Annotated in this window: 22 protein-coding genes; 11 read left to right on the top strand and 11 right to left on the bottom strand. The window is 52.8% G+C overall.

The features are described 5' to 3' along the window. The first annotated feature begins 30 nt into the window (after positions 1 to 30). The 4 genes from tsaB to rnd all read left to right on the top strand — a co-directional run bounded on the left by tsaB (position 31) and on the right by rnd (position 4,489). Positions 31 to 729 carry a tRNA (adenosine(37)-N6)-threonylcarbamoyltransferase complex dimerization subunit type 1 TsaB gene (gene tsaB / locus AC6I77_RS10190; protein WP_003852707.1) on the top strand — a complete coding sequence of 233 codons (699 nt, stop codon included), beginning with the start codon at positions 31 to 33 and terminating at the stop codon, positions 727 to 729. 60 nt (positions 730 to 789) lie between these two features. Continuing rightward, the gene (locus AC6I77_RS10185) at positions 790 to 1,386 is read left to right on the top strand and encodes a Slp family lipoprotein (protein WP_497816854.1); all 597 of its coding nucleotides are present in this window, start codon (positions 790 to 792) and stop codon (positions 1,384 to 1,386) included. Between the two features lie 207 nt (positions 1,387 to 1,593). Further along, positions 1,594 to 3,270 (top strand): long-chain-fatty-acid--CoA ligase FadD, encoded by a 1,677-nt coding sequence (fadD, locus tag AC6I77_RS10180; protein WP_128755131.1) that lies wholly within the window; start codon positions 1,594 to 1,596, stop codon positions 3,268 to 3,270. Positions 3,271 to 3,367: 97 nt separating this feature from the next. Then, on the top strand, positions 3,368 to 4,489 hold the full coding sequence (rnd, locus tag AC6I77_RS10175) for a ribonuclease D (protein WP_003852713.1): 1,122 nt from the start codon (positions 3,368 to 3,370) through the stop codon (positions 4,487 to 4,489). Between the two features lie 53 nt (positions 4,490 to 4,542). On the opposite strand, the gene minE is transcribed toward rnd, so the two are convergent. From minE to minC, 3 genes are read right to left on the bottom strand one after another with little or no spacing between them, the layout of a single operon-like run. After that, a complete protein-coding gene (minE, locus tag AC6I77_RS10170) occupies positions 4,543 to 4,812 on the bottom strand; it encodes a cell division topological specificity factor MinE (protein WP_008925314.1) in 270 nt (89 codons plus the stop codon). Positions 4,813 to 4,815: 3 nt separating this feature from the next. Then, a complete protein-coding gene (minD, locus tag AC6I77_RS10165; protein ID WP_003852716.1) occupies positions 4,816 to 5,628 on the bottom strand; it encodes a septum site-determining protein MinD in 813 nt (270 codons plus the stop codon). Between the two features lie 33 nt (positions 5,629 to 5,661). Further along, the gene (minC, locus tag AC6I77_RS10160; RefSeq protein ID WP_008925313.1) at positions 5,662 to 6,375 is read right to left on the bottom strand and encodes a septum site-determining protein MinC; all 714 of its coding nucleotides are present in this window, start codon (positions 6,373 to 6,375) and stop codon (positions 5,662 to 5,664) included. A gap of 155 nt (positions 6,376 to 6,530) precedes the next feature. Between minC and AC6I77_RS10155 the strand changes: the two genes are divergently transcribed. The 3 genes from AC6I77_RS10155 (at position 6,531) to ycgN (ending at position 8,293) form a co-directional block, all read left to right on the top strand. Then, complete coding sequence (locus tag AC6I77_RS10155) at positions 6,531 to 6,806, top strand: YcgL domain-containing protein (RefSeq protein ID WP_003852719.1); 276 nt, start codon at positions 6,531 to 6,533, stop codon at positions 6,804 to 6,806. A gap of 315 nt (positions 6,807 to 7,121) precedes the next feature. Next, positions 7,122 to 7,781, top strand: a complete 660-nt coding sequence (locus AC6I77_RS10150) for a fumarylacetoacetate hydrolase family protein (RefSeq protein ID WP_003852721.1) — start codon at positions 7,122 to 7,124, stop codon at positions 7,779 to 7,781. Between the two features lie 65 nt (positions 7,782 to 7,846). Next, positions 7,847 to 8,293: a cysteine cluster protein YcgN gene (gene ycgN / locus AC6I77_RS10145; protein ID WP_003852723.1), complete on the top strand. Its 447-nt coding sequence runs from the start codon at positions 7,847 to 7,849 to the stop codon at positions 8,291 to 8,293. Positions 8,294 to 8,351: 58 nt separating this feature from the next. Here ycgN and dsbB read toward each other — a convergent pair whose 3' ends face one another. Then, positions 8,352 to 8,882: a disulfide bond formation protein DsbB gene (gene dsbB, locus AC6I77_RS10140; RefSeq protein ID WP_078804466.1), complete on the bottom strand. Its 531-nt coding sequence runs from the start codon at positions 8,880 to 8,882 to the stop codon at positions 8,352 to 8,354. 470 nt (positions 8,883 to 9,352) lie between these two features. Between dsbB and fadR the strand changes: the two genes are divergently transcribed. After that, positions 9,353 to 10,072, top strand: a complete 720-nt coding sequence (gene fadR / locus AC6I77_RS10135; protein WP_003852726.1) for a fatty acid metabolism transcriptional regulator FadR — start codon at positions 9,353 to 9,355, stop codon at positions 10,070 to 10,072. 59 nt (positions 10,073 to 10,131) lie between these two features. Here fadR and AC6I77_RS10130 read toward each other — a convergent pair whose 3' ends face one another. Beyond that, positions 10,132 to 11,667 carry a SpoVR family protein gene (locus AC6I77_RS10130; protein ID WP_003852729.1) on the bottom strand — a complete coding sequence of 512 codons (1,536 nt, stop codon included), beginning with the start codon at positions 11,665 to 11,667 and terminating at the stop codon, positions 10,132 to 10,134. A gap of 504 nt (positions 11,668 to 12,171) precedes the next feature. Here AC6I77_RS10130 and AC6I77_RS10125 point away from each other — a divergent pair. Both AC6I77_RS10125 and dadX read left to right on the top strand, forming a co-directional pair. Then, a complete protein-coding gene (locus tag AC6I77_RS10125) occupies positions 12,172 to 13,473 on the top strand; it encodes a D-amino acid dehydrogenase (RefSeq protein WP_033762787.1) in 1,302 nt (433 codons plus the stop codon). A 19-nt stretch (positions 13,474 to 13,492) separates the two neighbouring features. Next, positions 13,493 to 14,563, top strand: coding sequence for a catabolic alanine racemase DadX (dadX, locus tag AC6I77_RS10120; protein ID WP_140033346.1), 1,071 nt, complete (start codon positions 13,493 to 13,495; stop codon positions 14,561 to 14,563). Here dadX and AC6I77_RS10115 read toward each other — a convergent pair. The 6 genes from AC6I77_RS10115 to yeaG form a co-directional block, all read right to left on the bottom strand. Continuing rightward, the gene (locus AC6I77_RS10115) at positions 14,556 to 15,749 is read right to left on the bottom strand and encodes a multidrug effflux MFS transporter (RefSeq protein WP_008925308.1); all 1,194 of its coding nucleotides are present in this window, start codon (positions 15,747 to 15,749) and stop codon (positions 14,556 to 14,558) included. The genes dadX and AC6I77_RS10115 overlap by 8 nt on opposite strands. Positions 15,750 to 15,874: 125 nt before the next feature. After that, positions 15,875 to 17,341: an undecaprenyl-phosphate galactose phosphotransferase WbaP gene (gene wbaP, locus AC6I77_RS10110; protein ID WP_008925307.1), complete on the bottom strand. Its 1,467-nt coding sequence runs from the start codon at positions 17,339 to 17,341 to the stop codon at positions 15,875 to 15,877. Between the two features lie 376 nt (positions 17,342 to 17,717). Beyond that, on the bottom strand, positions 17,718 to 17,951 hold the full coding sequence (locus AC6I77_RS10105; RefSeq protein ID WP_003852736.1) for a DUF1480 family protein: 234 nt from the start codon (positions 17,949 to 17,951) through the stop codon (positions 17,718 to 17,720). 78 nt (positions 17,952 to 18,029) lie between these two features. Continuing rightward, on the bottom strand, positions 18,030 to 19,757 hold the full coding sequence (locus AC6I77_RS10100; RefSeq protein WP_003852737.1) for a potassium/proton antiporter: 1,728 nt from the start codon (positions 19,755 to 19,757) through the stop codon (positions 18,030 to 18,032). Positions 19,758 to 20,005: 248 nt separating this feature from the next. Continuing rightward, complete coding sequence (locus AC6I77_RS10095) at positions 20,006 to 21,280, bottom strand: YeaH/YhbH family protein (RefSeq protein ID WP_003852738.1); 1,275 nt, start codon at positions 21,278 to 21,280, stop codon at positions 20,006 to 20,008. 85 nt (positions 21,281 to 21,365) lie between these two features. Beyond that, a complete protein-coding gene (gene yeaG, locus AC6I77_RS10090; RefSeq protein ID WP_003852739.1) occupies positions 21,366 to 23,300 on the bottom strand; it encodes a protein kinase YeaG in 1,935 nt (644 codons plus the stop codon). 420 nt (positions 23,301 to 23,720) lie between these two features. Here yeaG and AC6I77_RS10085 point away from each other — a divergent pair, with 420 nt between their 5' ends. Beyond that, complete coding sequence (locus AC6I77_RS10085; RefSeq protein ID WP_432536920.1) at positions 23,721 to 24,470, top strand: MipA/OmpV family protein; 750 nt, start codon at positions 23,721 to 23,723, stop codon at positions 24,468 to 24,470. Positions 24,471 to 24,504: the final 34 nt, after the last annotated feature.

Raw genomic sequence — 24,504 nt, 5'->3', positions numbered from 1 at the left:
GCGCGCCGTTTTCTTTCTTCTGAGGTGGTCATGTCAGCCCGAATTTTAGCGCTGGATACGGCGACAGAAGCCTGTTCAGCTGCCTTGCTGAATCAGCAACAGATTGATGCCCGATTCGAGATCGCCCCGCGTGATCATACCCAGCGTATTTTACCGCTGGTCGAAGAGCTCCTGCTGGCACAGCAGCTGGAACTGACCGAACTGGACGCGCTCGCCTTTGGTCGCGGCCCGGGCAGTTTTACTGGCGTACGCATTGGCATTGGCATTGCGCAGGGCCTTGCACTGGGCGCAGCACTGCCGATGATCGCGGTTTCTACCCTCGCGACGCTGGCGGAAGGCGCATGGCGCCTTCACGGGGCAACCCGGGTATTAACGGCGATTGACGCGCGGATGGGCGAAGTCTATTGGGCCGAATATCAGCGTGATGAGCACGGTGCCTGGCAGGGCGAAGCCAGCGAAAGTGTGTTGTCGCCGGAAGCGGCACTGGCACGCATGCAGTCGCTCTCTGGTGAATGGATGACCGCTGGCACCGGCTGGCAGGCTTATCCTGGCCTGCAGCAGGGACATGAACTGACGCTGGTTGCCAGTGAGGTCACGCTGCCTGCCGCTCAGGATATGCTGCCGCTGGCGATACTTGCTCTGGCGCAGGGGAATACGCTGCTGCCGGAGACGGCGGAGCCCACTTATCTGCGCAATGAAGTCGCCTGGAAAAAATTACCTGGCCGGTAAAATGCACGCAACTTATTGTTATGCGTCCAGTCTAAGTCTTTACCTAACGGGAGAACGTCTATGTCGTCAATGTGTGGTAAAGGGCTTTCAGGTCTGCTGCTGACCTGTGTGCTGGCGTTAACCGGTTGTGTCTCGATTCCCGACACACTGCAGGGCAGCTCGCCTCAGCCGCAGCAGGATTTGTTGCGGGTCATGAGCGATCCTTCGATCTTCGTCGGGCAGGAATCTCGCTTTGGCGGCAAGGTCGTGAATGTCACTAATCTGAACAGCAAAACCCGGCTTGAGATTGCTGCACAGCCGCTGGACGATAGCGCCAGACCGCGTCTGGGGGCGGCGTCGGTGGGGCGGATTTATGCCGATATCCACGGCTTCGTTGATCCAGTGGATGTCAGAAACCAGTATGTCACTGTGCTGGGTACCCTGAAGGGAACGGAGCAGGGCAAAATTGGTGAGGCAGATTATAAATTTGCCGTTATCGATGTACGAGGTTACCAGCGCTGGCGTCTCGCGCAACAGGTAACAGCACCGCCTCAGCCAATGGATCCCTGGATCTGGTATGGTCCGACTCGTCATCGCGGCGGCTACTGGGGCCCAAATCCTTACTGGGGTATGGTTAACAGTGGGCCGACTGAGGTGCAAACCATACTGACCGAGTAACGGTGAAAAAGGTGATATCCAGCCCGGTTGCGGTGCTCGCTGCCGGGCTTTTTATTTGCCTGTTTTCGCTGCACGAAATTTAGTGATGCACTTCGCAACCTCAACATGCCAAACCAGGCAAACTGGTACAATCAGTTAAAATATTGTTAACAAAACAGATTGGCTGAGGCAGCGATGGAAATACAACATAATTATCGGGGTGAATCCTTGAATAAGGTTTGGCTGAAACGCTACCCGGCAGATGTGCCTGCCGAAATAAGTGCAGATCGTTACACCTCGCTGGTGGATCTGTTTGAGCAGGCCGTAAAACGCTACGCTGATCAACCCGCGTTTATAAACATGGGTCAGAAGATGAGTTACCGTCAGCTGGAGGAGAAGAGCCGCGCGTTTGCCGCCTATCTCCAGCAGCAACTGGGCCTGAAAGCGGGTGACCGCGTGGCCCTGATGATGCCTAACTTATTGCAGTATCCGGTGGCCCTGATTGGTGTGCTGCGCGCTGGCATGGTGGTGGTCAACGTTAACCCGCTCTATACGCCACGTGAACTCAGGCATCAGCTCAATGACAGCGGTGCCAGCGCCATCGTCATCGTCTCGAATTTTGCCCACACGCTGGAAAAAGTGGTGGCGGAAACCGCGGTGCGTCATGTCATTCTGACGCGGATGGGCGATCAGCTGGCACCCATAAAAGCGACGCTGGTTAACTTTATCGTCAAGTATGTGAAGAAGCTGGTGCCTAAATATCATCTGCCTGGCGCCATCTCCTTTCGTCATGTTCTGGACGTGGGTGCCACACTTAATTATCAGCGTCCGACCGTCTCAAATGACGATCTCGCTTTCCTGCAGTACACCGGCGGCACGACCGGCGTAGCCAAAGGGGCAATGCTGACCCATCGCAACATGCAGGCGAACCTGGAGCAGACCCGCGCGACTTACGGTAAAGTGCTGCGCGACGGTAAAGAGTTTGTCGTCACTGCGCTGCCGCTTTATCACATTTTCGCTTTAACGGTGAATGGCCTGCTTTTCCTGGAGCTGGGCGGTCAGAATCTGCTGATCACGAATCCGCGTGATATTCCTGGCTTCGTTAAGGAGCTGGGTAAATTTCCGTTTACCGCTATCACTGGCGTGAACACGCTGTTCAATGCGCTGCTCAACGATGAGCAGTTCAATAAGCTCGATTTCTCAACGCTGCGTCTTTCGGCCGGTGGCGGGATGGCTGTACAGAAAGTGGTGGCGGAACGCTGGGAAAAGCTAACCGGACACTATCTGCTGGAAGGCTATGGCCTGACCGAATGTTCGCCGCTGGTGTCAGTCAATCCATATGACATCAGCTGTCATACCGGCAGTATCGGCCTGCCGGTGCCCTCGACAGACGTGCGGATTCTGGATGACGATGGCAACGAAGTGCCGCCAGGTGAGCCGGGTGAGCTCTGCATCAAAGGTCCCCAGGTGATGCTGGGCTACTGGCAGCATCCGGAAGCGACAGCGGAAGTGCTGAAAAATGGCTGGCTCCACAGCGGTGATATTGTTACCGTTGATCAGGAAGGCTTTATCCGCATCGTTGACCGCAAAAAAGATATGATTCTGGTCTCCGGTTTTAATGTCTATCCGAATGAAATCGAAGATGTGCTGATGCAGCATCCTAAAGTGCGTGAAGCGGCGGCAATTGGTGTGCCGAGCGATCTTTCTGGCGAAGCCGTAAAAGTCTGTATCGTGAAAAAAGACGCGTCACTGACTAAAGAAGACGTGCTCGATCACTGCCGCCGTCAGTTGACCGGCTACAAGGTGCCGAAGATCATTGAGTTTCGTGATGATTTGCCCAAAACCAACGTCGGCAAGATTCTGCGGCGCGAGTTGCGTGACGAGGTAAAACCCGGCGCGAGCTGAATCCGGGCAAAATTGAGGTTGAACGCCGGCATGTCCGGCGTTTTTATTGTTTTTAACATGGAGCGCCGCGCGTTGTTAGCTGCGGTGGAAATCAGACGTGAACTATTCCCTTATCGACCAGGATGATCAACTGGCAGACGTGTGTCAGAAAGCGCGCCAGCAGGCGGCGGTGGCACTGGATACCGAATTTGTCCGTACCCGTACTTACTATCCTCAGCTTGGCCTGATCCAGCTGTTCGACGATCACCAATTGGTGCTGATTGACCCACTGAATATCCGTGACTGGTCACCCTTTATTGCGTTGCTTACCGACACCCGTGTCACCAAATTCCTCCATGCCGGAGGTGAAGATCTGGAAGTCTTCCTGCACCGTTTCGGCGTGCTGCCGACACCGATGATCGATACACAGATTCTGGCAGCCTTCTCCGGCCAGCCGCTCTCCTGGGGCTTTGCCTCAATGGTGGCGCATTTCACGCAGGTCGAACTCGATAAAAGTGAATCACGCACCGACTGGCTGGCACGCCCTCTGACCCAGCGTCAGTGCGAATATGCGGCGGCAGACGTTCACTATCTGCTGCCGATTGCGCGCCAGCTGATGATCAACACTGAAGAGGCCGGCAACATGGCGGCGGCGCTCAGTGAGTGCGACAATCTTTGTCAGCGTCGTCTGGATAGCCTTTCGCCGGATGAAGCCTGGCGGGATATCACCAATGCCTGGCAATTGCGTCCGCGTCAACTGGCCGCGCTGCAGCGACTGGCGGCCTGGCGTCTGAAACTGGCGCGTGAAAAGGATATGGCGGTTAACTTTGTTGTGCGCGAAGAGCACCTGTGGAAAGTCGCGCGCTTTATGCCAGGTTCACTGGGTGAGCTGGATCATCTGGGACTGTCAGGTCATGAAATCCGTTTCCACGGTAAAACGCTGGTGGCGCTGGTGGCCGAAGCAGAGGCGCTGGATGAAAGTGAACTGCCGGCTCCGCTGGGCAATCTGATCGACCATCCTGATTACAAGCAGGTGTTTAAAGCGATGAAAGCCCTGGTGCAGCAGGTCAGCGGGCAGAGTGGGTTCAGTCAGGAATTACTGGCGTCACGACGTCAGATTAATCAGGTATTAAGCCAGCACTGGGGTCTTAAGCCACAGGGACGTCAACCGGAGTTACTGACCGGATGGCGGGGCGAACTGCTGAAACCCGGCATTGAGGAGATTCTGGCGGGTTGTTAACGGTAAAAATTTCCCCTGCCAGAGCGCAGGGGAAATTCAGGAAACCGTCAGCGTCATTTAGTCACTTCATCCGTTTCCGGCAACGTTACGTTCAGCTCCAGAATCGAGATATCGTCACCTTTCTGATCGAGCTGCACAGTCACCATTTCGGGATCGATCTTCACATATCTGCAAATCACTTCCAGAATGTCGCGCTTAAGTTGCGGAAGATAATGGGGCTCACTGTCGCCCCTTCTCCGTTCTGCCACGATAATCTGCAGCCTTTCCTTGGCTATGTTGGCAGTGTTCTTCTTCCGGGATAAAAAGAAATCAAGTAATGCCATGGTTTATCCCCCGAACAGGCGTTTCAGGAAACCCTTCTTCTCTTCTTCGATAAAGCGGAAGGGGCGTACTTCACCGAGCAACCGTTCAACGGTATCGGCATAGGCTTTGCCAGCATCAGATTCGCCGTCAAGAATCACCGGTTCACCCTGGTTAGAGGCACGTAACACCGATTGATCTTCAGGAATCACGCCAACCAGAGGAATGCGCAGAATCTCCAGCACATCTTCCATGCTCAGCATATCGCCACGGTTAACCCGGCCAGGGTTATAGCGGGTCAGCAGCAGATGCTCCTTCACCGGATCCTGACTGTTTTCCGCACGACGCGATTTAGACGAAATAATACCGAGGATACGGTCGGAGTCACGCACAGATGAGACTTCCGGGTTCGTAGTGATAATGGCTTCATCAGCAAAATAGAGCGCCATCAGTGCACCGGTTTCAATCCCTGCCGGTGAATCGCAGACGATGAAATCGAATTCCATAGCGGCTAAGTCGTTCAGAACTTTTTCAACACCTTCGCGAGTCAGCGCATCTTTATCACGGGTCTGCGAGGCGGGCAGAATGTAGAGTTGCTCAGTGCGTTTGTCGCGAATCAGCGCCTGGTTCAGCGTGGCATCGCCCTGGATAACGTTGACGAAGTCATAAACCACGCGGCGTTCACAACCCATGATCAAATCCAGATTACGCAGACCGATATCAAAGTCGATAACGACCGTCTTTTTGCCTTTCTGCGCTAAACCGGTGGCGATGGCCGCGCTTGACGTGGTCTTACCAACGCCCCCTTTACCGGATGTAACTACAATAATGCGTGCCATAAATGTTGATTTCCTTAACAAAAGAAAAGGGGCCTAATTAAGTGTCTGGATAGTCAGCGCGCCATCCTGCAGGCACAGACGCGCGGCTTTACCAAAAAATTCTTGCGGGATCTGATCCATGATCCAGTACTCTCCGGCAATCGAGACCAGCTCGGCGGCCAGGTTGGTACAAAAAATCTGGCAATTGCGATCACCACTGGCACCCGCCAGTGCGCGACCGCGCATCATGCCGTAAATATGAATGTTGCCATCGGCGACCAGTTCGGCGCCGGCGCTGACGCTGCTGGTGATAATCAAATCAGCGTCACGCGCATAAATCTGCTGGCCTGAACGCACCGGCGTGTTCACGATGCGTGTTTTCGTTGCCACCGTTTCGGTGACCACCGGCAGCGGTTCAGGAACTGGCACGGGTGGTGGCGCTTCTGCACGCGGTCTGGACTCTTTGCCTTCTGCCAGAACTGGCAGGCCTGCCCGGGATATCATGCGTTTCAGTGCGTCATTTTTGCAGCCGCTTACGCCGACAATACGTAAACCGGTGGCGAGAATCGCCTGCTGCAACTGTTTCCAGTTAACCTCGGCACTCAATGTGGCGACGTTAAGTACAACCGGTGCGTTTTTCAGGAAATCCGGAGCCTGATCAATCTTGTCCTGAAGTGCCTTACGAATCACCGCAGGGTCATGGTGGTGCAAATGGACGACAGATAGGGTGAAACTGCTACCTTTGAATTCGATTGGCGTTTGCGACATCTGTCCCGACTCAGTCCTGTTTTCACTACCGTTAGCAAGCCGATGATAAAATCATCACTGAAGCGCTAACGGTGAATATTCGAAGTTCTGCAAGCATGTTATAGTTACAGCTATATTCAGACAAGCCTCAACGCCGGTTAATTCGAGTAAAAAATATGTTTTGTGTGATCTACAGAAGCCCGTTACGTGACCAGACTTATCTCTATGTAGAAAAAAAGGACGATTTCTCGCGCGTTCCTGAAGAATTGCTGAAAGGGTTTGGCAAGCCGCAGTTGGCGATGGTGCTAAAGCTGGCGGGCCGCGACAGGCTGGCAAATGCAGATATCAATAAAGTTAAGCAGGGGTTGAGTGAGCAGGGCTATTATTTGCAACTTCCTCCGCCGATTGAAAGTCTGCTAAAAATTCATTTAGAGGCTGATAAAAAAGTTTAACTCAGATTCTTCTGTAAATATAAATCCTGTCGGCGTCATCCTGGCAGGATAATATTGCCCGACGCTGCGTAAAATTAACGGCGCAGCTTATCTGTTTCACCCGTTTCTAAATTTCCTGCCCATTTTTTTCGCCTGATTTGTACGATTATTCAGCACCTCAGCGCCGCCATTTACGCTTTTTGACAAATTCCATCCCCCGGACCGTTAAAAGGATCTTATTATCACGCCATGAGGTTGGCATTTCGATCAACACAAAAGCAAACATCAACCCGCCAGCAGCGCTGGCATCACACCTAACCTGAACAGGGGATGAGCATGTATCAGCATCGTAACTGGCAAGGCGCTCTGTTAGATTTTCCGGTCAGTAAAGTGGTTTGCGTGGGCAGTAATTACGCAAAACACATTAAAGAAATGGGCAGCGCAACGCCGACTGAGCCGGTGATCTTTATCAAGCCGGAAACAGCGCTGTGTGATTTACGCCAGCCGCTCTCTATTCCCGACGCATTTGGCGAAGTTCATCACGAGGTCGAACTGGCCGTGCTGATTGGCGGGACGCTGAAGCAGGCGACGGAGGCACATGTGGCTAAAGCGATTGCAGGTTATGGCGTGGCGCTGGACCTGACATTGCGTGATCTGCAGTCCGGGCTGAAAAAAGCAGGCCAGCCCTGGGAAAAATCCAAAGGTTTTGATAACGCCTGTCCGGTTTCCGGTTTTATCCCGGTGTCAGACTTCAGTGGCGATCCGCAGAATGTCGAACTGAAACTGGTGGTGAATGGTGAAGTGCGGCAGCACGGTAACACCGAAGATATGATTCATAAAATCCTGCCGCTGATTGCACACATGAGCCACTACTTTACCCTGCGCGCCGGCGACGTGATTCTGACCGGTACGCCAGAAGGGGTGGGCCCGATGCGCTCGGGTGATCAGCTGGAAGTCTCCCTGGCGGGTCACGGCATCAGCACGCGCGTACTCTAAAAACTTGCATCACCGCAGCATAGGCTTTATAAGGTGCGGTTTAGGCACAACCCGGACAAATCATCATGACAGACACCCCTTTCTGGCAACAAAAACGCCTGGCACAAATGAGCGATGAGGAATGGGAATCCTTGTGTGATGGTTGTGGACAGTGTTGCCTGAACAAGTTACAGGACGCAGACACCGATGAGATCTACTTCACCAATGTCGCCTGTAATCAGCTCAATATTAAAACCTGCCAGTGCCGCAACTATGAGCGCCGCTTCGAACTTGAAGAGGATTGCATCAAGTTAACGCGCGAAAATCTGACCACGTTTAACTGGTTACCGCGTACCTGTGCATACCGGTTGCTGGGTGAAGGTAAAGATCTCCCCGCCTGGCATCCGCTGCGAGCCGGTTCTAAAACCGCCATGCACGCGAAGCGTATTTCTGTAAGGTATATTGCCGTGCGCGAGAGTGAAGTGCGGGATTGGGAAGATCACATTATCGATCGCCCCGATCGCAACGGCTAAACGCGTCGCGTGAGTCGGGATATGAAAAAAAGGCTGCCATTGGCAGCCTTTCCTGATCTCAGCGACTAAAGAGATCGCGACGTTTTGGTTTTAGCGGCTGGGCAATCAGTACCAGCGCCGCAACCAGCAGATAACCGGCGAATACCACAATCATCCACTGTGGCATGCTGAGCGTCAGGAACGTCCAGCTGCGATCAGCGCAATCACCGGTAGCCTGAAACACGGATGGCATCCACTTATCCAGCGGTAATCCGCTGGGGAAGCGTGCGGCGAAATCACAGGTGGTGAATGGGTTAGGGTGCAACTGAATCATCGTATGTTCATAGGAGAGACGCAGTCCTTCCCAGGCACTGTAGATCCACAAGGCCAGCGCGCCCAGACGCAACGACGATTTAGGCGCAATTGCGCCCACCAGACCCGCACCCAACACACCAAACAGGGCATTACGCTCATAGATACACATTACGCAGGGCTTCAGGCCCATCACATGCTGAAAAAAGAGTGCCGTCAATTCCAGTGCAAGCGCCGTCAGTGCCAGTAATAACCAGGCTCCACGCCCCCGTGAACATTGATTCAGATATCGCAACATATTGCATTCCCTGTAAACGTTAATGCCACGCAGTGTAAACCAAAAGCGTTTGCAAACCAGCCAGTCGCAAGGAAAAATCGTGTGCAAACATGACCTGATTCTGATCCAGAACAGGTTAAATGAGGATCTGCAGAGGCTATCTCCGCGGAGGTCGCATCAGCACGGCGATTGAAATCAGTCAGGCGGAGAGAGTGGGTCGCATAAGGCAGTCAGTGAAACGGCTGGCAGCAACTATCCTGCGCGAACAGTCCACGCATTCAGAACGCCATTATGCTGTTCGGGGACACAGGTTGTTTCAGCCCATAAAACTGTTCTGATGACGGTTGTCTCTGCGCAGCAGATTAGATTGTCAGCCATTCTGAAATATGCGACTACGCCCGGTTTAATGAGTACGCAGGCTATATCCGCTATAGGGCGTCTGGTATGATGAGTCCACATCATGATGAGAAAAGCAACGAGAACACATTGCTATGGTTATAAAGGCTCAGAGTCCAGCGGGATTTGCTGAAGAGTATATTATTGAAAGCATCTGGAACAGTCGCTTTCCGCCCGGATCGATTCTTCCTGCTGAGCGTGAGCTTTCTGAATTGATTGGGGTAACGCGCACTACCTTGCGTGAGGTGCTGCAGCGACTGGCACGCGATGGCTGGCTGACGATTCAGCATGGCAAACCGACACGGGTAAACGATTTCTGGGAGACCTCCGGCCTCAATATTCTGGAAACCCTGGCCCGTCTCGATCACGACAGCGTTCCCGTGTTAATCGACAACCTGCTGTCTGTCCGCAGCAACATTTCATCGATTTTTATCAGCCGTGCGCTGCGCCATCATCCTGATAAAGCCCGTGAAGTGCTGGAGACAGTCAGTGCCGCAGCCGATCAGGCTGATGCCTATACCGAACTTGATTATCGGGTGTTCCGTGGCCTGGCATTTGCGTCAGGTAACCCGATTTATGGTTTGATTCTGAATGGCCTGAAAGGCCTCTATACTCGCGTTGGTCGTCACTACTTCTCTAACCCGGAAGCTCGCCAGGTCGCGCGCGATTTCTATCTTAAGCTTCTGGCGCTGTGCGATAAAGAACCAGGACAGGATGAGATTGTGGATGTGGTGCGCAACTATGGTCGCCGCAGCGGTGAAATCTGGCACAGCATGCAGAAAAACTTGCCTGACGATCTCGGCAACAAACGTTAAAAAAAACCGGACATCGCGTCCGGTTTTTTGTTTCTAAGCCGTCACCTTCAACTGACCCCTCAAAGTGAAGAACCGCGTGGCGGATTGCGGTCCAGCAGCTCCACACTGCCATCCTCGTTCTGCTGTTCCAGAATCACATCGAACCCCCACAGGCGATGCACATGCTTCAGCACCTCGCGACGGCTCTTATCCAGCGGCGTGCGGCTCTGCGGCACATAGCGCAGTGTCAGCGAACGGTCACCGCGCACATCAACGTTGTAAACCTGAATGTTAGGCTCAAGATTACTCAGGTTGTACTGTGCGGAAAGTTGCTGACGAATCGCCCGGTAACCCGCTTCATCGTGGATCGCGGCGATTTCGAGATAGTTATTGCGGTCATCATCCAGCACAGTGAACAGCCGGAAATCGCGCATCACTTTCGGCGACAGGAACTGGCTGATAAAACTCTCATCCTTGAACTCACGCATCGCAAAATGCAGTGTTTCCAGCCAGTCGGAACCGGCGATATCCGGGAACCAGTAGCGGTCCTCTTCCGTTGGCGACTGACAGATGCGCTTGATGTCCTGCATCATCGCAAACCCTAAGGCGTAAGGGTTGATACCGTTGTACCACTGACTGTTATAGGGCGGCTGAAACACCACATTGGTGTGACTGTGCAGGAACTCCATCATAAAGCGTTCCGACACTTTGCCTTCGTCATACAGGTGATTCAGGATGGTGTAGTGCCAGAAGGTTGCCCAGCCCTCATTCATCACCTGGGTCTGTTTCTGTGGATAGAAATACTGGCTTACCTTGCGCACGATGCGCAGGATCTCACGCTGCCAGGACTCCAGCAGCGGGGCGTTTTTTTCCATAAAATAGAGCAGGTTTTCCTGCGGCTCAGAAGGGTAGCGTGCGGCTTCAAAAGCCACCGCCTCGGTCTCACGTCGTGGCAGCGTGCGCCACAAGGTGTTTACCTGACTTTGCAGATACTCTTCACGACTTTTCTGGCGCGCCTTCTCCTCCTGCAGGGAGATCTTCTGCGGGCGTTTATAGCGATCGACGCCATAATTCATTAAGGCATGGCAGGAATCGAGTAGTCGCTCGACCTCTTCGACGCCATAGCGCTCTTCGCAGTCACTGATATAGTTTTTGGCAAACAGCAGATAATCGACAATTGAGCCGGCATCGGTCCAGCTGCGGAACAGATAATTATTTTTGAAGAATGAGTTGTGACCATAGCAGGCATGCGCCATCACCAGCGCCTGCATGGTCATGGTGTTCTCTTCCATCAGGTAGGCGATGCAGGGGTTCGAGTTGATGACAATCTCATAGGCCAGCCCCTGCTGACCGTGCTTATAACGCTGCTCGGTCTCGATAAACTTTTTACCGAATGACCAGTGTGAATAGTTGATGGGCATGCCGACGCTGGAATAGGCATCCATCATTTGTTCAGAGGTGATCACTTCGATTTGGTGCGGGTAGGTATCAAGCCGGTAGAGTTTAGCCACCCGGTCGATCTCTGCTAAATAGACATCAAGCAGTTCGAATGTCCAGTCTGGTCCGTCATTGAGTCGTTTGCTGTCTCTGATGGCTTCGTCAAAGATTGTCGTCATAGCGCACCTCTTTTTTGCAAACCGGCTGACCCGAAAGACAACCCGTTCTGGTTATTTAAGGCTTCGTCCTGAAAAAGGGAACCCGAAAAAAACTGAGCGAACACAACAATGATAGCCCACTGTCGCTTATCCGAAATGCGAACTCAAATGAATTCTTTGGCACAAAATCATTAAGAGTGTTGCAGCAGCGAATTTAACAGCCTTTGATGCGACTATTAATTTAAAATGCGGAATATCATCCTGTTTATAAGCGGAATGTATGGGGTTGAAGGATTCTCCTGCAATGCGCAGATTTAACTGCCACTGTTGTCATTTATTTCTGTCTTTCGTGATTAAGGCGCATAAAGCGCTGAAATTAGCCGGGCAGCAAGATTTTAGTTACCTGAAAAGTGAAAAAGATGTGAAATGGATGCTGAATTTATGGGGTGATGTCCGCTGTGTAAATCCGCTGACTATCATCTTCTTAACAGTGAATTATGCTTTTACATGCCGGGTGGGGGAGCTATGCACGTTGTAATTCTTGGAAGTGGTGTGGTGGGAGTGGCAAGCGCCTGGTATCTGGCGCGCGCCGGACATCAGGTGACCGTCATCGATCGTCAACCCGCGGCGGCGATGGAGACCAGCGCGGGTAATGCCGGCCAGATCTCACCCGGTTATGCCGCACCCTGGGCCGCGCCAGGCGTGCCATTGAAAGCCGTGAAGTGGATGTTTCAGCGCCACGCGCCGCTGGCTATCCGGCTGGATGGCAGCAGTTTTCAGCTGGAGTGGATGTGGCGCATGCTGCGTAACTGCGACATCAACCACTATCAGCAGAACAAAAGCCGCATGGTACGGATTGCCGAGTACAGTCGCGACTGCATGAAAGCGCTGCGTTCTGAGACCGGCATCGCCTATGAAGGTCGTCAGGGTGGAACATTACAATTGTTCCGCACTCAACAGCAGTTTGACAGCGCCAGCAAAGATATTGCCGTGCTGCGCGACGCGGGCGTGCCCTATGAGCTGTTAGAGGCGCATGAACTGTCACGCGTTGAGCCAGCTCTGGCGGCAACGCAGCATAAACTCACTGGCGGATTACGGCTGCCCAACGATGAAACCGGCGACTGTCAGCTTTTCACTCAGCGTCTGGCAAAAATGGCCGAAGAGGCGGGCGTCGTTTTCCGCTTTAACACCCCGGTTGACCACCTGCTGCGCGATGGCAATCGTATTTATGGTGTGAAGTGTGGTGAGGAGATCATCAAGGCGGATAGTTATGTGGTGGCCTTTGGTTCTTACTCCACCGCGCTGTTAAAAAATGTCATTGATATCCCGGTCTATCCGCTAAAAGGCTACTCTCTGACCATTCCGATTAAAAACCCTGACGCTGCGCCGGTTTCGACCATTCTGGATGAGACTTACAAAGTGGCGGTGACCCGTTTTGACGATCGTATTCGTGTGGGTGGCATGGCAGAGATTGTTGGTTTTAACACCAGACTCACTGAAGCACGTCGGGAAACGCTGGAGATGGTCGTCAGTGATCTCTATCCTGAAGGCGGTCATGTCGCGCAGGCGAGTTTCTGGACCGGGCTGCGTCCGATGACGCCAGACGGTACGCCGATTGTGGGCGCCACGCCAATTTCTAATCTCTGGCTCAATACCGGTCACGGTACGCTGGGCTGGACGATGGCGTGTGGTTCTGGTCAGCTGCTGGCCGATCTCATCTCCGGTAAAAAGCCTGCCATTGCGGCGGATGACTTAGCGGTGTTCCGCTACTTACCCGGTTTCGCGGCGACGTCATCGCCGCTGCGTAACGCCAACGCAACTCGTTAAGTCTTCAGGGAGAGAGAGGATGTCACGTCCGATTATCGCTACCATCAATCAGCAGGCGTTACGTCAGAACCTGGCGGTCGTTCGCCAGGCGGCACCTGCATCCCGCGTCTGGTCAGTGGTGAAAGCGAATGCTTACGGCCATGGTATTGAACGCGTCCGCGAGGCGTTATCTGCCACTGACGGCTTCGCACTGCTTAATATGGAGGAGGCGCTTCAGCTGCGTGAGCAGGGCTGGAAAAAACCGATTCTGTTACTGGAGGGATTTTTCCAGCCAGAAGATTTGCAGTTAATCGATCGCTATCGTCTGACTACCAGTGTGCACAGCAACTGGCAAATCAAAGCACTGGCCAGTGCCCAACTCTCTGCCCCGGTTGATATTTATCTCAAAATGAACAGCGGGATGAACCGTCTGGGCTTTCGCCCGGAGCAGGTCAACGGCGCGTGGCAGAAACTGCGGGCGCTGAGCAATGTCGGTGAGATGACGCTGATGGCGCATTTCGCCGATGCTGAAAATCCGCAGGGTTTAGTTGCACCGCTGCAGCGCATTGAGCAGGCGGCAGAAGGGTTGAGCTGCCCGCGATCGCTCTCTAACTCCGCCTGCACCTTATGGCATCCTGAAGCGCATTTTGACTGGGTTCGTCCTGGCATCATTCTGTATGGCGCATCGCCCAGCGGTAACTGGCAGGACATTGCAGGCAGTGGCCTGCAGCCGGTGATGACCTTAAGCAGTGAGATTATCGCGGTTCAGCAATTACAGGCTGGCGATGGCGTGGGTTACGGCTATCGCTATCATGCCAGCACGGCGCAGCGGATTGGCGTGGTGGCCTGCGGTTACGCTGATGGCTATCCGCGTCATGCCCCAACCGGCACGCCGGTCTGCGTCGATGGTGTAATGACGCAGGTGGTGGGAGCCGTCTCCATGGATATGATTACCGTGGACTTAACGCCTTGCCCTCAGGCTGGCATTGGCTCAGCCGTTGAGCTGTGGGGTGAGCAGGTGAAAATCGATCAGGTCGCAAAAGCAGCCGGAACGGTAGGGTATGAGCTGATGTGCGCCCTGGCACCCCGCGTTCCGGTCACCGTTATTTAAGCGCGGTCAGGCTGCCGCGCATCTTTCTGCTGCAGCGCCAGGCGATAAACGCCAGCGCTGCACCCAGCAGCATCATCAGGCTCAGCGAGAGCTTCTCCGCCACCGGCAGCGCAACGATTACCAGGCTGCCTGCTGCACCACCAGCCATCTGAATAAATCCCTGCAGGGCGGACGCCACGCCTGCCTGTTGCTGATACGGCTCCAGCGCATAGCTGGTGGCGGGTCCTACCGTAAAGGCCAGTCCGGCAACCGATACCGCCACCGGGAACATGTAGAGCGCCCAGTGTGTTTGCATTTCCGCCGGAAATATCTGCGTTCCCGCCATCAGTAGTACCGCCCCCAGCAGCATCGTTAAAAAACCCATTGCCAGACAGAAAGGGCGACCCGCTTTGCGAATCGCTTTATTCACAAACATGCTGACAAACATAATCCAGAAACCGTTGGCCCCGAAAGCAAACGAGAACTGGATCGGCGTCAGGCCGCCTTCGGTCATTAATACCTGTGGTGCCAGTGACACGTAGGTCAGCACCATGCCCAGCGCACCGGCATTGGCAAAAGCGAACGCCAGAAAACGCGGCTGACGCAGGATTTCAGCGTACTGCTTAACCGGTAATCCTTTCACCCGCAGGGTATCTGCCGGGCGCGTCTCGGGCAGCCAGATAATCACCAGCAGCGTAATCAGCAGACCATAGGCGCACAGGAACCAGAAGGGCGCGCGCCAGTCAAAGGCGCTGGCCAGCAGGCCACCCAGTAACGGAGCGAGTGCCGGAACGATATTCAGTGCGCCGTTCAGGAATCCATAGGCGCGTGCGGCATCATCGCCACTCAGGCGGTCGCGCACGCCGCTAAAGGCGACAACGGCGCTACAACAGACGCCACAGCCCTGCACCAGACGAGCAACGACGAACAGCGGGAATGACGTCGCCGTGGCAGCGATAGCACTGCCGGCGATGTAAAGCGCAAGTCCCAGCAGGGCAATCGGCTTGCGGCCATAGTTGTCCACCAGCGGACCCGTGACCAGTTGTCCCAGCCCCATGACCAGCAGAAACAGCGGAATCGTGGTCTGAACCAGATTAACCGGCGTATCCAGCCCTTCTGCGATTTGTGGCAGCGTGGGCAAATAGAGATCAATGCCTAAGGGTGCCAGCAGCACCAGGCTTAATAACAGCAGCGTAAATTTTTGCATAACAACCAGAGGGTAACGTTCTGTTGAAAAACGATCGAAGAGGGTAATGATTCAGAGGCAAAAAAGATAGAGGAAGTCGTGCGGAAAGTGCGATGCCTGCTGTAAACAGGCATCGCATTAAAGGCCTAGTAGGCGCCGTCGCGGCGTAATACCACCCCTGCGGTTTTAAACAGGATCGCGATATCGGTCCAGAGCGCCCAGTTTTTGACATACCAGGAGTCAAAGTAGACGCGAGTGTCATAGTCGATATCGTTACGTCCGCTGACCTGCCAAAGACCTGTCATGCCGGGTTTGGCCATCAGGTAATAGTCGACATCACCCGCGTAACGCTCCAGCTCCGCTTCGATAACCGGACGCGGACCCACCAGGCTCATCTCGCCGCGGATCACGTTCCATAACTGCGGTAACTCATCCAGACTGGTTTTTCGCAGGAAGCTACCAATACGGGTCACGCGCGGGTCGTTTTTCAGTTTGAAATCTTTGTCCCACTCAATCCGCGCCTCTTCACTGGTTGCCAGTAATTTCTCCAGCACCTCTTTTGAATTGGTCACCATGGAACGGAATTTCAGGCATTTGAATTTTTTGCCATTCTGGCCCACACGTTCGTGACCATAAATTGCATTGCCGCCATCGCGTTTCACCATGTAGCAGAGCAGGGCGAAGATCGGGCCAAGGAACAGCAGCAGCATTGACGCCACCACGATATCAAAGGCACGCTTCATGAAACGGGAGGAGTGTTTCGCCAGGTTGTTGCTGACGCGCAGGATCATCACTTCATGGCTAAAGATAAAGGACATGTCCGTACCATAAAGCGGTACACCGCGCAGCGTAGGGATCACCGAGACTGAACGGCAGTTCATCTTTGACAGGAATTTCAGCCAGCGATCGCGCATTGGCTGCTGCTCATACTCCATGGCAACAATAAACTGCACGTTATCGCGGTCAATGGTCTGCCAGTTAATGTCTTTCCAGGTGATAACGGGCACGCCATTCACGCTCTGCTGGGCAGGAACATCATCAACCGAGATAAAGGCCTGCACGTTGTAGCCCAGGATCTCTTCACTCTGCAGCGCCGCATAAGCTTCGGTGGCATTGCGGCCGGAACCGATAATGATGGTCTCTTTCTGCCACTGGCCCGCCTTGTTGATGGCGCGTTTCACCAGAGCACGCATCAGTGGGAGCAGCAGCAGGGCATATGTCCAGCTGAAGACCCACACCATGCGGGAGAAGTCCCATTTAGAAAAAGCGATCAGTGCGAGGTCGAGCAGTGAAAAAACAAATAATGTTTTAACGATCTCTTTAAGCTCAAACCAGAACGGTTTGCGATAAGTATAGTGACGCAGACGTACCCAGAACCAGCCGGTACACATTACTGACATAATAAACTGTGCCACGAAACGATATTCGATCTGGTGCGGTGGAATAAAGGTATCCAGCTCGCCCCAAATACCTTGTATCGTCGCGGCAGATAAAAACAGTGCCAGGTTAAGTGCAATCAGATCGGAAAAGCTCAGGGCGAATTTCACGATGATATTTTTACGCGTGCCGCTCCATGAGCGGCTCGGGCTATTCATTATCAATGTACTTGCCATAAAACCTGCTCTCTTTCTCAAGTAAAAGATGGCCTGACCAGAATCAGGTGCGCGCTCAGGAGTGGGCCTCTGAAAAATTAAAAAATAATTTTCAGTCTGTTGCAGTCAGTAAAGCCAGTTCAGCTGCAAAAAAGATAACGATTAAAGCGTGATGATAATCACGGAATGTTGCAGCATCGAGAATGAGTATGCAGGAGTTATTTGACAGAGTTAATACGGAAAAAATCTGAAAACATCAAAACTGATTAAAGTTTTAAATAGCTAACTTGTGGATTTAATTAGATAAAATAAGGAAGGGGTCAGTTATAACTAAACTGTTTAAGACGCTTTTTAGGAATTACCGCCGAATCTGACGACTGGCGGTAATGATCGCGCATCAGGCAGGTTTCTTTAAAATCCAGCGGTCCTGCTGTTTATCGTAATGGCCGATTTGCAGATTCACCGGTTCACCGTCAATCCAGGCCGGGACGCTGGTATCACGATCCCAGCCATCAAGTTGCGTAATTAAACCGGGATTAGTGTGACAGGGGATACTGACAGTGTCCGGATTCTCACCGCCAAGATCGGCATCAACAATCTCATAACGACCAATTTTAACCACGTGTCCCATTCATTTCTCCCGTTTTTACTGGCGTAGAACGTTAAGCTTAGCGTATTGAGAGAAAATAACGTGGCTGAATCATTAGGATTATTCCTTCTCTTCCGCTGGCCGGACACCAATTTTCACAATACGGTTATCCTCTTTCTCAGCAACAGTCCATGTCAGTTGATTCCACTCCACCTGATCGCCGACCACCGGTGAACCGCCGAGCATAGCCAGAACCAGCTGTCCCAGTGACTGCTGATCATTCGTGCTCTCATCCAGTTCCAGTCCGTAAATCTGCGCAACATCGCGCAGGCGAGCTTCTGCATCCAGAATAAAGTCGCCGAAGAAGCGCTGGTCGAGCGAAACCGGCGGTGACTGACTGAACATCTTGCCCAGCGCGGGAAGATCGCGCTCGCGGCCAATGACGCAGATAACGTCGTTCTCTTTCAGACGCGTCCCGCCATTGGGATGCATCAGCACATTGTCACGGAAAAGGGCGGCGATACGCGTCTCTCGTGGCATCTGCAGGTCACGCAGTGCGGCACCGACACACCACTTGTCGGCGCTGAGCTGGTAGACGAACTGCTCCCAGGGATTTTCCGGATGAATATCCAGACCCACACGGCTGATAGGTGAAGCGGTTGGCGGCACCACCACTTTGGCTTTTTTGGCAGCAAAGCCCAGTGATGTACCCTGCAGCATCAGGGAGACCAGCACCACGAAGAAAGCGATATTAAAATAGAGCGAAGCGTTCTCTAAGCCTGCCATCATCGGGAAGACCGCAAGAATAATCGGTACCGCACCACGTAAGCCGACCCAGCTGATAAAGACCCGTTCACGGGTCGTGAAGTTGCGAAATGGCAGCAGGCCAATAAAGACCGACAGCGGACGTGCCACCAGAATGAGCCACAGCGAAAGAAGCATGGCTGGCACCGCGATGTGCCACAAATCAGAGGGTGTGACCAGCAGGCCCAGCACAATGAACATGCCAATCTGACTGAGCCAGGCCATACCGTCAAAGGTCTGCAGAATGCCGTGGCGGTTACGAATCGGGCGGTTGCCCAGTAAGAAGCCACAGAGATAGACCGCCAGAATACCGCTGCCCTCTAATACCGTGGTCAGCGCGAACACCAGAATGCCGCCACTCAACGCCAGCAACGGGTAAAGGCCAGGAGCCAGACTGATACGGTTTATCAGTTGCTGCAGCGCCCAGCCGCCGCCCAGGCCTAATACGATACCCAGACCGAACTGCTGTACCAGATGCACCAGGAACATCCAGTCAAGGCCGCTGCGGCCCTGTTCAATCATTTCAATCAGGGTAATGGTGAGAAACACGGCCATCGGGTCGTTGCTGCCCGATTCAATCTCCAGCGTGGAGCTGACGCGCTCATTCAGGCCTTTGTCACCCAGCAGTGAGAAGACCGCAGCAGCATCCGTAGAGCCAATAATGGCGCCAATCAGGAAGCCCTGCATCATGTCGAGGTTAAAGAGCCATGCGGCCACGACGCCCGTTAAACCTGCGGTGATCATCACGCCGACGGTGGCCAGCGACAGCGCAGGCCCGAGCGCGACTTTAAACGAGCTGGCTTTGGTTCGCATACCGCCATCCAGCAGGATGATCGCCAGCGCCAGGTTAGAAATTAAGTAAGCCGCGGGATAGTTATCGAAAGCGATGCCGCCGATACCATCAACACCGGTGAGCATACCCAGTGCGAGGAAGATAACCAGAATAGGAATGCCCAGTCGGGATGAGAAAGAGCTGAGCAGAATGCTCGATGCTACCAGCACGGAACCGATGATAAAAAGACTGTAGACAATAGTGTGGTTCAAACCCGGTCTCCTGAGATATGACAGTGCGCTGCAGCAACTGCTGACAAATATCCATGCTATCTCTGAAAGATAATGTTTTATCAAGGAGTTGTCATTGTGAAAATGATCATTATACCAATTGCTGAAGAGGGTATGGAATCAGATTAATGTGAAGAATGAGGGGGTTGGCAGGCAAGCGGGAGAAAACAGACTGTTTTAGCAGGTTATTCGGCAGATAAAAAAAGCCGGTGATTAACCGGCCTGGTGGGTCAGGCTTCCGTTGCCTGTTTATGAAACAGCGATCGGAACACCGGATAGATATCTTCCGGTTCGCGAATATGTTCAATGGCAAAGTTATCGAATGTTGCCTGCAGATGCTCATATTCACGCCACAGCGTCTGATGCGCACGGCGGGTGATTTCGATATAACTGTAATAACGCACGACCGGCAGAATATGCTTCGCCAGAATCTCATGACAGAGCGGTGAATCGTCAGCCCAGTTGTCACCGTCCGATGCCTGCGCCGCGTAGATATTCCACTGCGCCGGGTCATAGCGTTCTTTTACGACTTCATCCATCAGTTTCAGTGCACTGGACACGATGGTGCCGCCCGTCTCCTGAGAGTAGAAGAACTCCTGTTCGTCCACCTCTTTGGCCTGCGTGTGATGACGGATATAAACCACATCAACGTTCTTGTAGGTGCGGCTCAGGAACAGGTAAAGCAGGATATAGAAGCGTTTCGCCATATCCTTGGTGGCCTGATCCATCGAACCTGAGACATCCATCAGACAGAACATGACCGCCTGGCTGGAAGGCTCCGGGCGTTTCTCAAAGTTTTTGTAGCGCAGATCGAAGGTGTCGATAAAGGGCACCCGTTCGATGCGCGCCCGCAATTCAGCGATCTCTTTGCGTAGCCGCTCCTCCTCCAGCAACTGAGCAGGTTCAGTTTTCTCAATCTCCTGCAGCGTCTCTTCCAGTTCATGCAGCATACGGCGTTTCCCTGCCGTCATTGCGGTACGACGCGCCAGTGAGTTCTGTAGCGAACGCACGACGCTGATATTGGCTGGTACGCCGTTAGAGGTGAAACCGGCACGGTGAGTCTTATATTCATTAAGCTGACGATGCTGGTTGCGGCGCAGATTAGGCAGGGCAAGATCTTCAAACAGCAGGTCAAGGTACTCATCCTTCGAGATCTGAAAGACAAACTCATCCTGTCCTTCACCATCCTGACTGGCATTACCCTGTCCGCTGCCACCGCCGCCGCCGCCCTGTGGACGCTCAACACGGTCATTCTGCACAAAATGGTCGTTACCCGGATGGACCCGATGACGATTTCCGCCGCGTCCCTGATGGAAAATCGGCTCATTGATGTCGTCAATAGGTATAGAGACGGACTCGCCGCTGCTGACGTCGGTCACCGAGCGTTTATTGATGGCCTCGGAGATCGACTGCTTAATTTGCGACTTATAACGGCGAAGAAAGCGCTGGCGGTTAACCGCGCTCTTGTTCTTACCGTTAAGCCGGCGATCGATGAAATAGGCCATGGTATTCCCCCAAACTACATTGTAAGCAGGTCGGGCGCACCCGACCCTGTCAGACCGGTATCACTTACCGGCAAGCTTACCTCTATCAGGACGATTTACGCACACGCAGATACCATTCACACAGCAGGCGAACCTGTTTGCGGGTATAGCCTTTTTCCATCATGCGATCGACAAAATCATCATGTTTTTTCTGCTCATCGGTAGAGGTCTTGGTATTGAACGAAATCACCGGCAGTAACTCCTCGGTATTCGAGAACATTTTCTTCTCAATTACCGTGCGTAACTTCTCGTAACTGGTCCAGTTTGGATTGCGACCATTATTATGTGCTCTGGCGCGCAGCACAAAATTGACGATCTCATTACGGAAGTCTTTCGGGTTACTGATGCCAGCGGGTTTCTCAATTTTCTCCAGTTCCGCATTGAGCGATTCACGATCAAACAGCTGTCCGGTATCGGGATCGCGATACTCCTGATCCTGAATCCAGAAGTCAGCATAAGTGACATAGCGGTCAAAGATGTTCTGACCATACTCAGAGTAGGACTCCAGATAAGCAGTCTGAATCTCTTTGCCGATAAACTCAGCGTATTTAGGAATCAGATAGCCTTTAAGATGTTCAAGGTATTTCTCTGCCTGATCCTGTGGAAACTGCTCACGTTCAATCTGCTGCTCCAGCACATAGAACAGATGAACCGGGTTGGCGGCCACTTCAGCGTGGTCGAAGTTAAACACCCGTGACAGGATTTTAAAGGCAAAGCGGGTCGAGAGACCGTTCATCCCCTCATCCACACCGGCGTAGTCGTGATACTCCTGCCAGGACTTCGCTTTAGGGTCGGTATCTTTGAGGCTTTCACCATCGTACACCCGCATTTTGGAATAGATACTGGAGTTCTCAGGATCTTTCAGGCGCGACAGGATAGAGAAGCGTGCCAGCGTTTCCAGCGTGCCAGGTGCGCAGGGCGAGGTCGCCAGCTCACTGTGGTTTAGCAACTTGTCGTAGATTTTGATCTCTTCAGAGACCCGCAGGCAATAGGGCACCTTGACGATATAGACACGGTCAAGAAACGCCTCATTATTCTTGTTGTTACGGAACGTCACCCATTCAGATTCGTTGGAGTGCGCCAGAATAATGCCGTTGAACGGCAGGGCCGAAATGCCTTCGGTACCGTTATAGTTCCCTTCCTGCGTCGCCGTCAGTAACGGATGCAGCACTTTAATCGGCGCTTTAAACATCTCGACGAACTCCATGATGCCCTGGTTCGCGCGGCAGAGGGCACCGGAGTAGCCGTAGGCATCGGGATCGTTTTGCGCATGGTTTTCCAGTTTACGGATATCCACTTTACCCACCAGCGCAGAGATATCCTGGTTGTTCTCATCGCCGGGTTCAGTTTTAGCAATCGCCAGCTGTTCCAGAATCGACGGCCAGACTTTAACGACTTTGAAGCGTGAAATATCACCACCAAAATCGTGCAGACGTTTAGCGGCCCATGGCGACATAATCGTGCCGAGGTAGCGGCGCGGTACGCCATACTCTTTTTCAAGAATGTGCGCATCTTCCTGCGGATTGAACAGGCAAAGAGGGTGGTCATTTACCGGGCTGCGTTCGCCGTCAGCACTGAGCACATAAATAGGCACCCGCTGCATCAGCGACTTAAGCCGTTCCGCCAGTGAGGATTTACCGCCACCGACCGGCCCCAGCAAATAGAGGATCTGTTTTTTCTCTTCCAGTCCCTGAGCGGCATGTTTCAGGTAGGAGACGATCTGTTCAATCGCTTCCTCCATGCCGTAAAACTCCTCGAACGCTGGATAGCGTCCCATCACACGGTTGGAGAATATTCTGGAAAGGCGTGGCTCCTGAGCAGTGTCGACCATTACCGGCTCTCCGATAGCCATTAACAGTCGCTCTGCAGCGTTGGCGTATGCACTGCGGTCCTGCTTACAGATAGCAAGAAATTCCTGCAGTGTGAACTCTTCGTCCTTGGCAGCTTCATAACGCTGACGATAGTGATCGAATATATTCATAGCGATGCCCGTCCTTTCGTTTTTAGCACAGGTAAGGAGCACAATTAATGACTTGTAGCAGCTCCCGGAAGATATTCTCTGTTGAGTACAGCAACCCTTATGCCAACCTGATCTTTTTTATCGGGATACACAACGTTTGTGGTTACTCTGCTCGGTCAAATTCTATGCTGTTACTTCTAACTGTAGATGGCTTCTAGGAAATTTCCTCCACGGGTTTAGGTGAATGAGGGGGAGATCAAGAGTAATTCAGGTTTGTCGTGAGATGAGTTCATATGGGTGATGCTTTAACTTAACGTGTTTTTAACCTTAAATGCCACTTTGATTGGTGAGTAACTTAAAGGAATTCGATATAAGTTAATGCAGCCGTAAAAAAACGTTAGACTTCCTGTTTGATTGTTATATTTATGGAATGAATAAATTGTGAACCAATTCAAATTTAAGACGCTTGTTGCACTTCTGCCGTGTTATTTACTGAACTCGCAGGCCTTTGCCGCACCGCTTTCTCTTGGTGCGTCGGTACTCTATGCCCAGTCACCTTATCGCGGCGGTCAGGATCGCTATATCCCCCTTCCGGTGATCAACTATGAGGGTGAAGACTTCTGGTTCCGCAGCCTGCAGGGTGGCTACTATCTGTGGAAAGATCCCCAGAACCAGCTGTCGCTGACGCTGCTGGGTTCACCGCAGGAGTACAAACCCAGTGAGAATGACCTGGGCGACATGAAAGGGCTGGATAAACGCCGTATGACGCTGATGGGTGGCGCAACGTATCGTCACGTTGCTGACTGGGGTATCGTCCGTACTTCATTACTGGGCGATGTGCTGAACAACAGCAACGGGATGATGTGGGATTTAACCTACCTATATCGCTTTGAGATGGGCGACTTCAGTCTTACTCCGGGCATTGGTGCTATCTGGAACAGCGCCAATCAAAACCGTTACTACTACGGTGTATCCGGCCATGAAAGCGCCCGGACCGGTATCAGTCGCTATACCCCTGATGACAGCTGGTCCCCTTACGTTGAGCTGAATGCCAGCTATCAGATTTCTCCGCAGTGGAATGCCAGCCTCACAGGACGCTACACGCGCTTTGACAGCGAAATCAAAGACAGCCCAATGATTGATAAAAGCGGGCAGGCGTTAATCTGGACGGGTATCAGCTACACCTTCTGATAACGCTTCATTCGCACCAAAAGAGGGCATCTAT

Source organism: Pantoea sp. X-Soil-ISGK-259, assembly GCF_059730705.1.
Note: the sequence above shows the minus strand (reverse complement) of the source record. Positions and strands in the feature narration are given on the sequence as shown.

Bases quoted from the DNA above. Each gene is read 5' to 3' on its own strand.
- tsaB (WP_003852707.1), top strand. From the start codon at position 31: ATGTCAGCCCGAATTTTAGCGCTGGATACGGCGACAGAAGCCTGTTCA.
- AC6I77_RS10185 (WP_497816854.1), top strand. From the start codon at position 790: ATGTCGTCAATGTGTGGTAAAGGGCTTTCAGGTCTGCTGCTGACCTGT.
- minE (WP_008925314.1), bottom strand. From the start codon at position 4,812: ATGGCATTACTTGATTTCTTTTTATCCCGGAAGAAGAACACTGCCAAC.
- minD (WP_003852716.1), bottom strand. From the start codon at position 5,628: ATGGCACGCATTATTGTAGTTACATCCGGTAAAGGGGGCGTTGGTAAG.
- minC (WP_008925313.1), bottom strand. From the start codon at position 6,375: ATGTCGCAAACGCCAATCGAATTCAAAGGTAGCAGTTTCACCCTATCT.
- AC6I77_RS10155 (WP_003852719.1), top strand. From the start codon at position 6,531: ATGTTTTGTGTGATCTACAGAAGCCCGTTACGTGACCAGACTTATCTC.
- AC6I77_RS10150 (WP_003852721.1), top strand. From the start codon at position 7,122: ATGTATCAGCATCGTAACTGGCAAGGCGCTCTGTTAGATTTTCCGGTC.
- ycgN (WP_003852723.1), top strand. From the start codon at position 7,847: ATGACAGACACCCCTTTCTGGCAACAAAAACGCCTGGCACAAATGAGC.
- dsbB (WP_078804466.1), bottom strand. From the start codon at position 8,882: ATGTTGCGATATCTGAATCAATGTTCACGGGGGCGTGGAGCCTGGTTA.
- fadR (WP_003852726.1), top strand. From the start codon at position 9,353: ATGGTTATAAAGGCTCAGAGTCCAGCGGGATTTGCTGAAGAGTATATT.
- AC6I77_RS10130 (WP_003852729.1), bottom strand. From the start codon at position 11,667: ATGACGACAATCTTTGACGAAGCCATCAGAGACAGCAAACGACTCAAT.
- AC6I77_RS10125 (WP_033762787.1), top strand. From the start codon at position 12,172: ATGCACGTTGTAATTCTTGGAAGTGGTGTGGTGGGAGTGGCAAGCGCC.
- dadX (WP_140033346.1), top strand. From the start codon at position 13,493: ATGTCACGTCCGATTATCGCTACCATCAATCAGCAGGCGTTACGTCAG.
- AC6I77_RS10115 (WP_008925308.1), bottom strand. From the start codon at position 15,749: ATGCAAAAATTTACGCTGCTGTTATTAAGCCTGGTGCTGCTGGCACCC.
- wbaP (WP_008925307.1), bottom strand. From the start codon at position 17,341: ATGGCAAGTACATTGATAATGAATAGCCCGAGCCGCTCATGGAGCGGC.
- AC6I77_RS10105 (WP_003852736.1), bottom strand. From the start codon at position 17,951: ATGGGACACGTGGTTAAAATTGGTCGTTATGAGATTGTTGATGCCGAT.
- AC6I77_RS10095 (WP_003852738.1), bottom strand. From the start codon at position 21,280: ATGGCCTATTTCATCGATCGCCGGCTTAACGGTAAGAACAAGAGCGCG.
- yeaG (WP_003852739.1), bottom strand. From the start codon at position 23,300: ATGAATATATTCGATCACTATCGTCAGCGTTATGAAGCTGCCAAGGAC.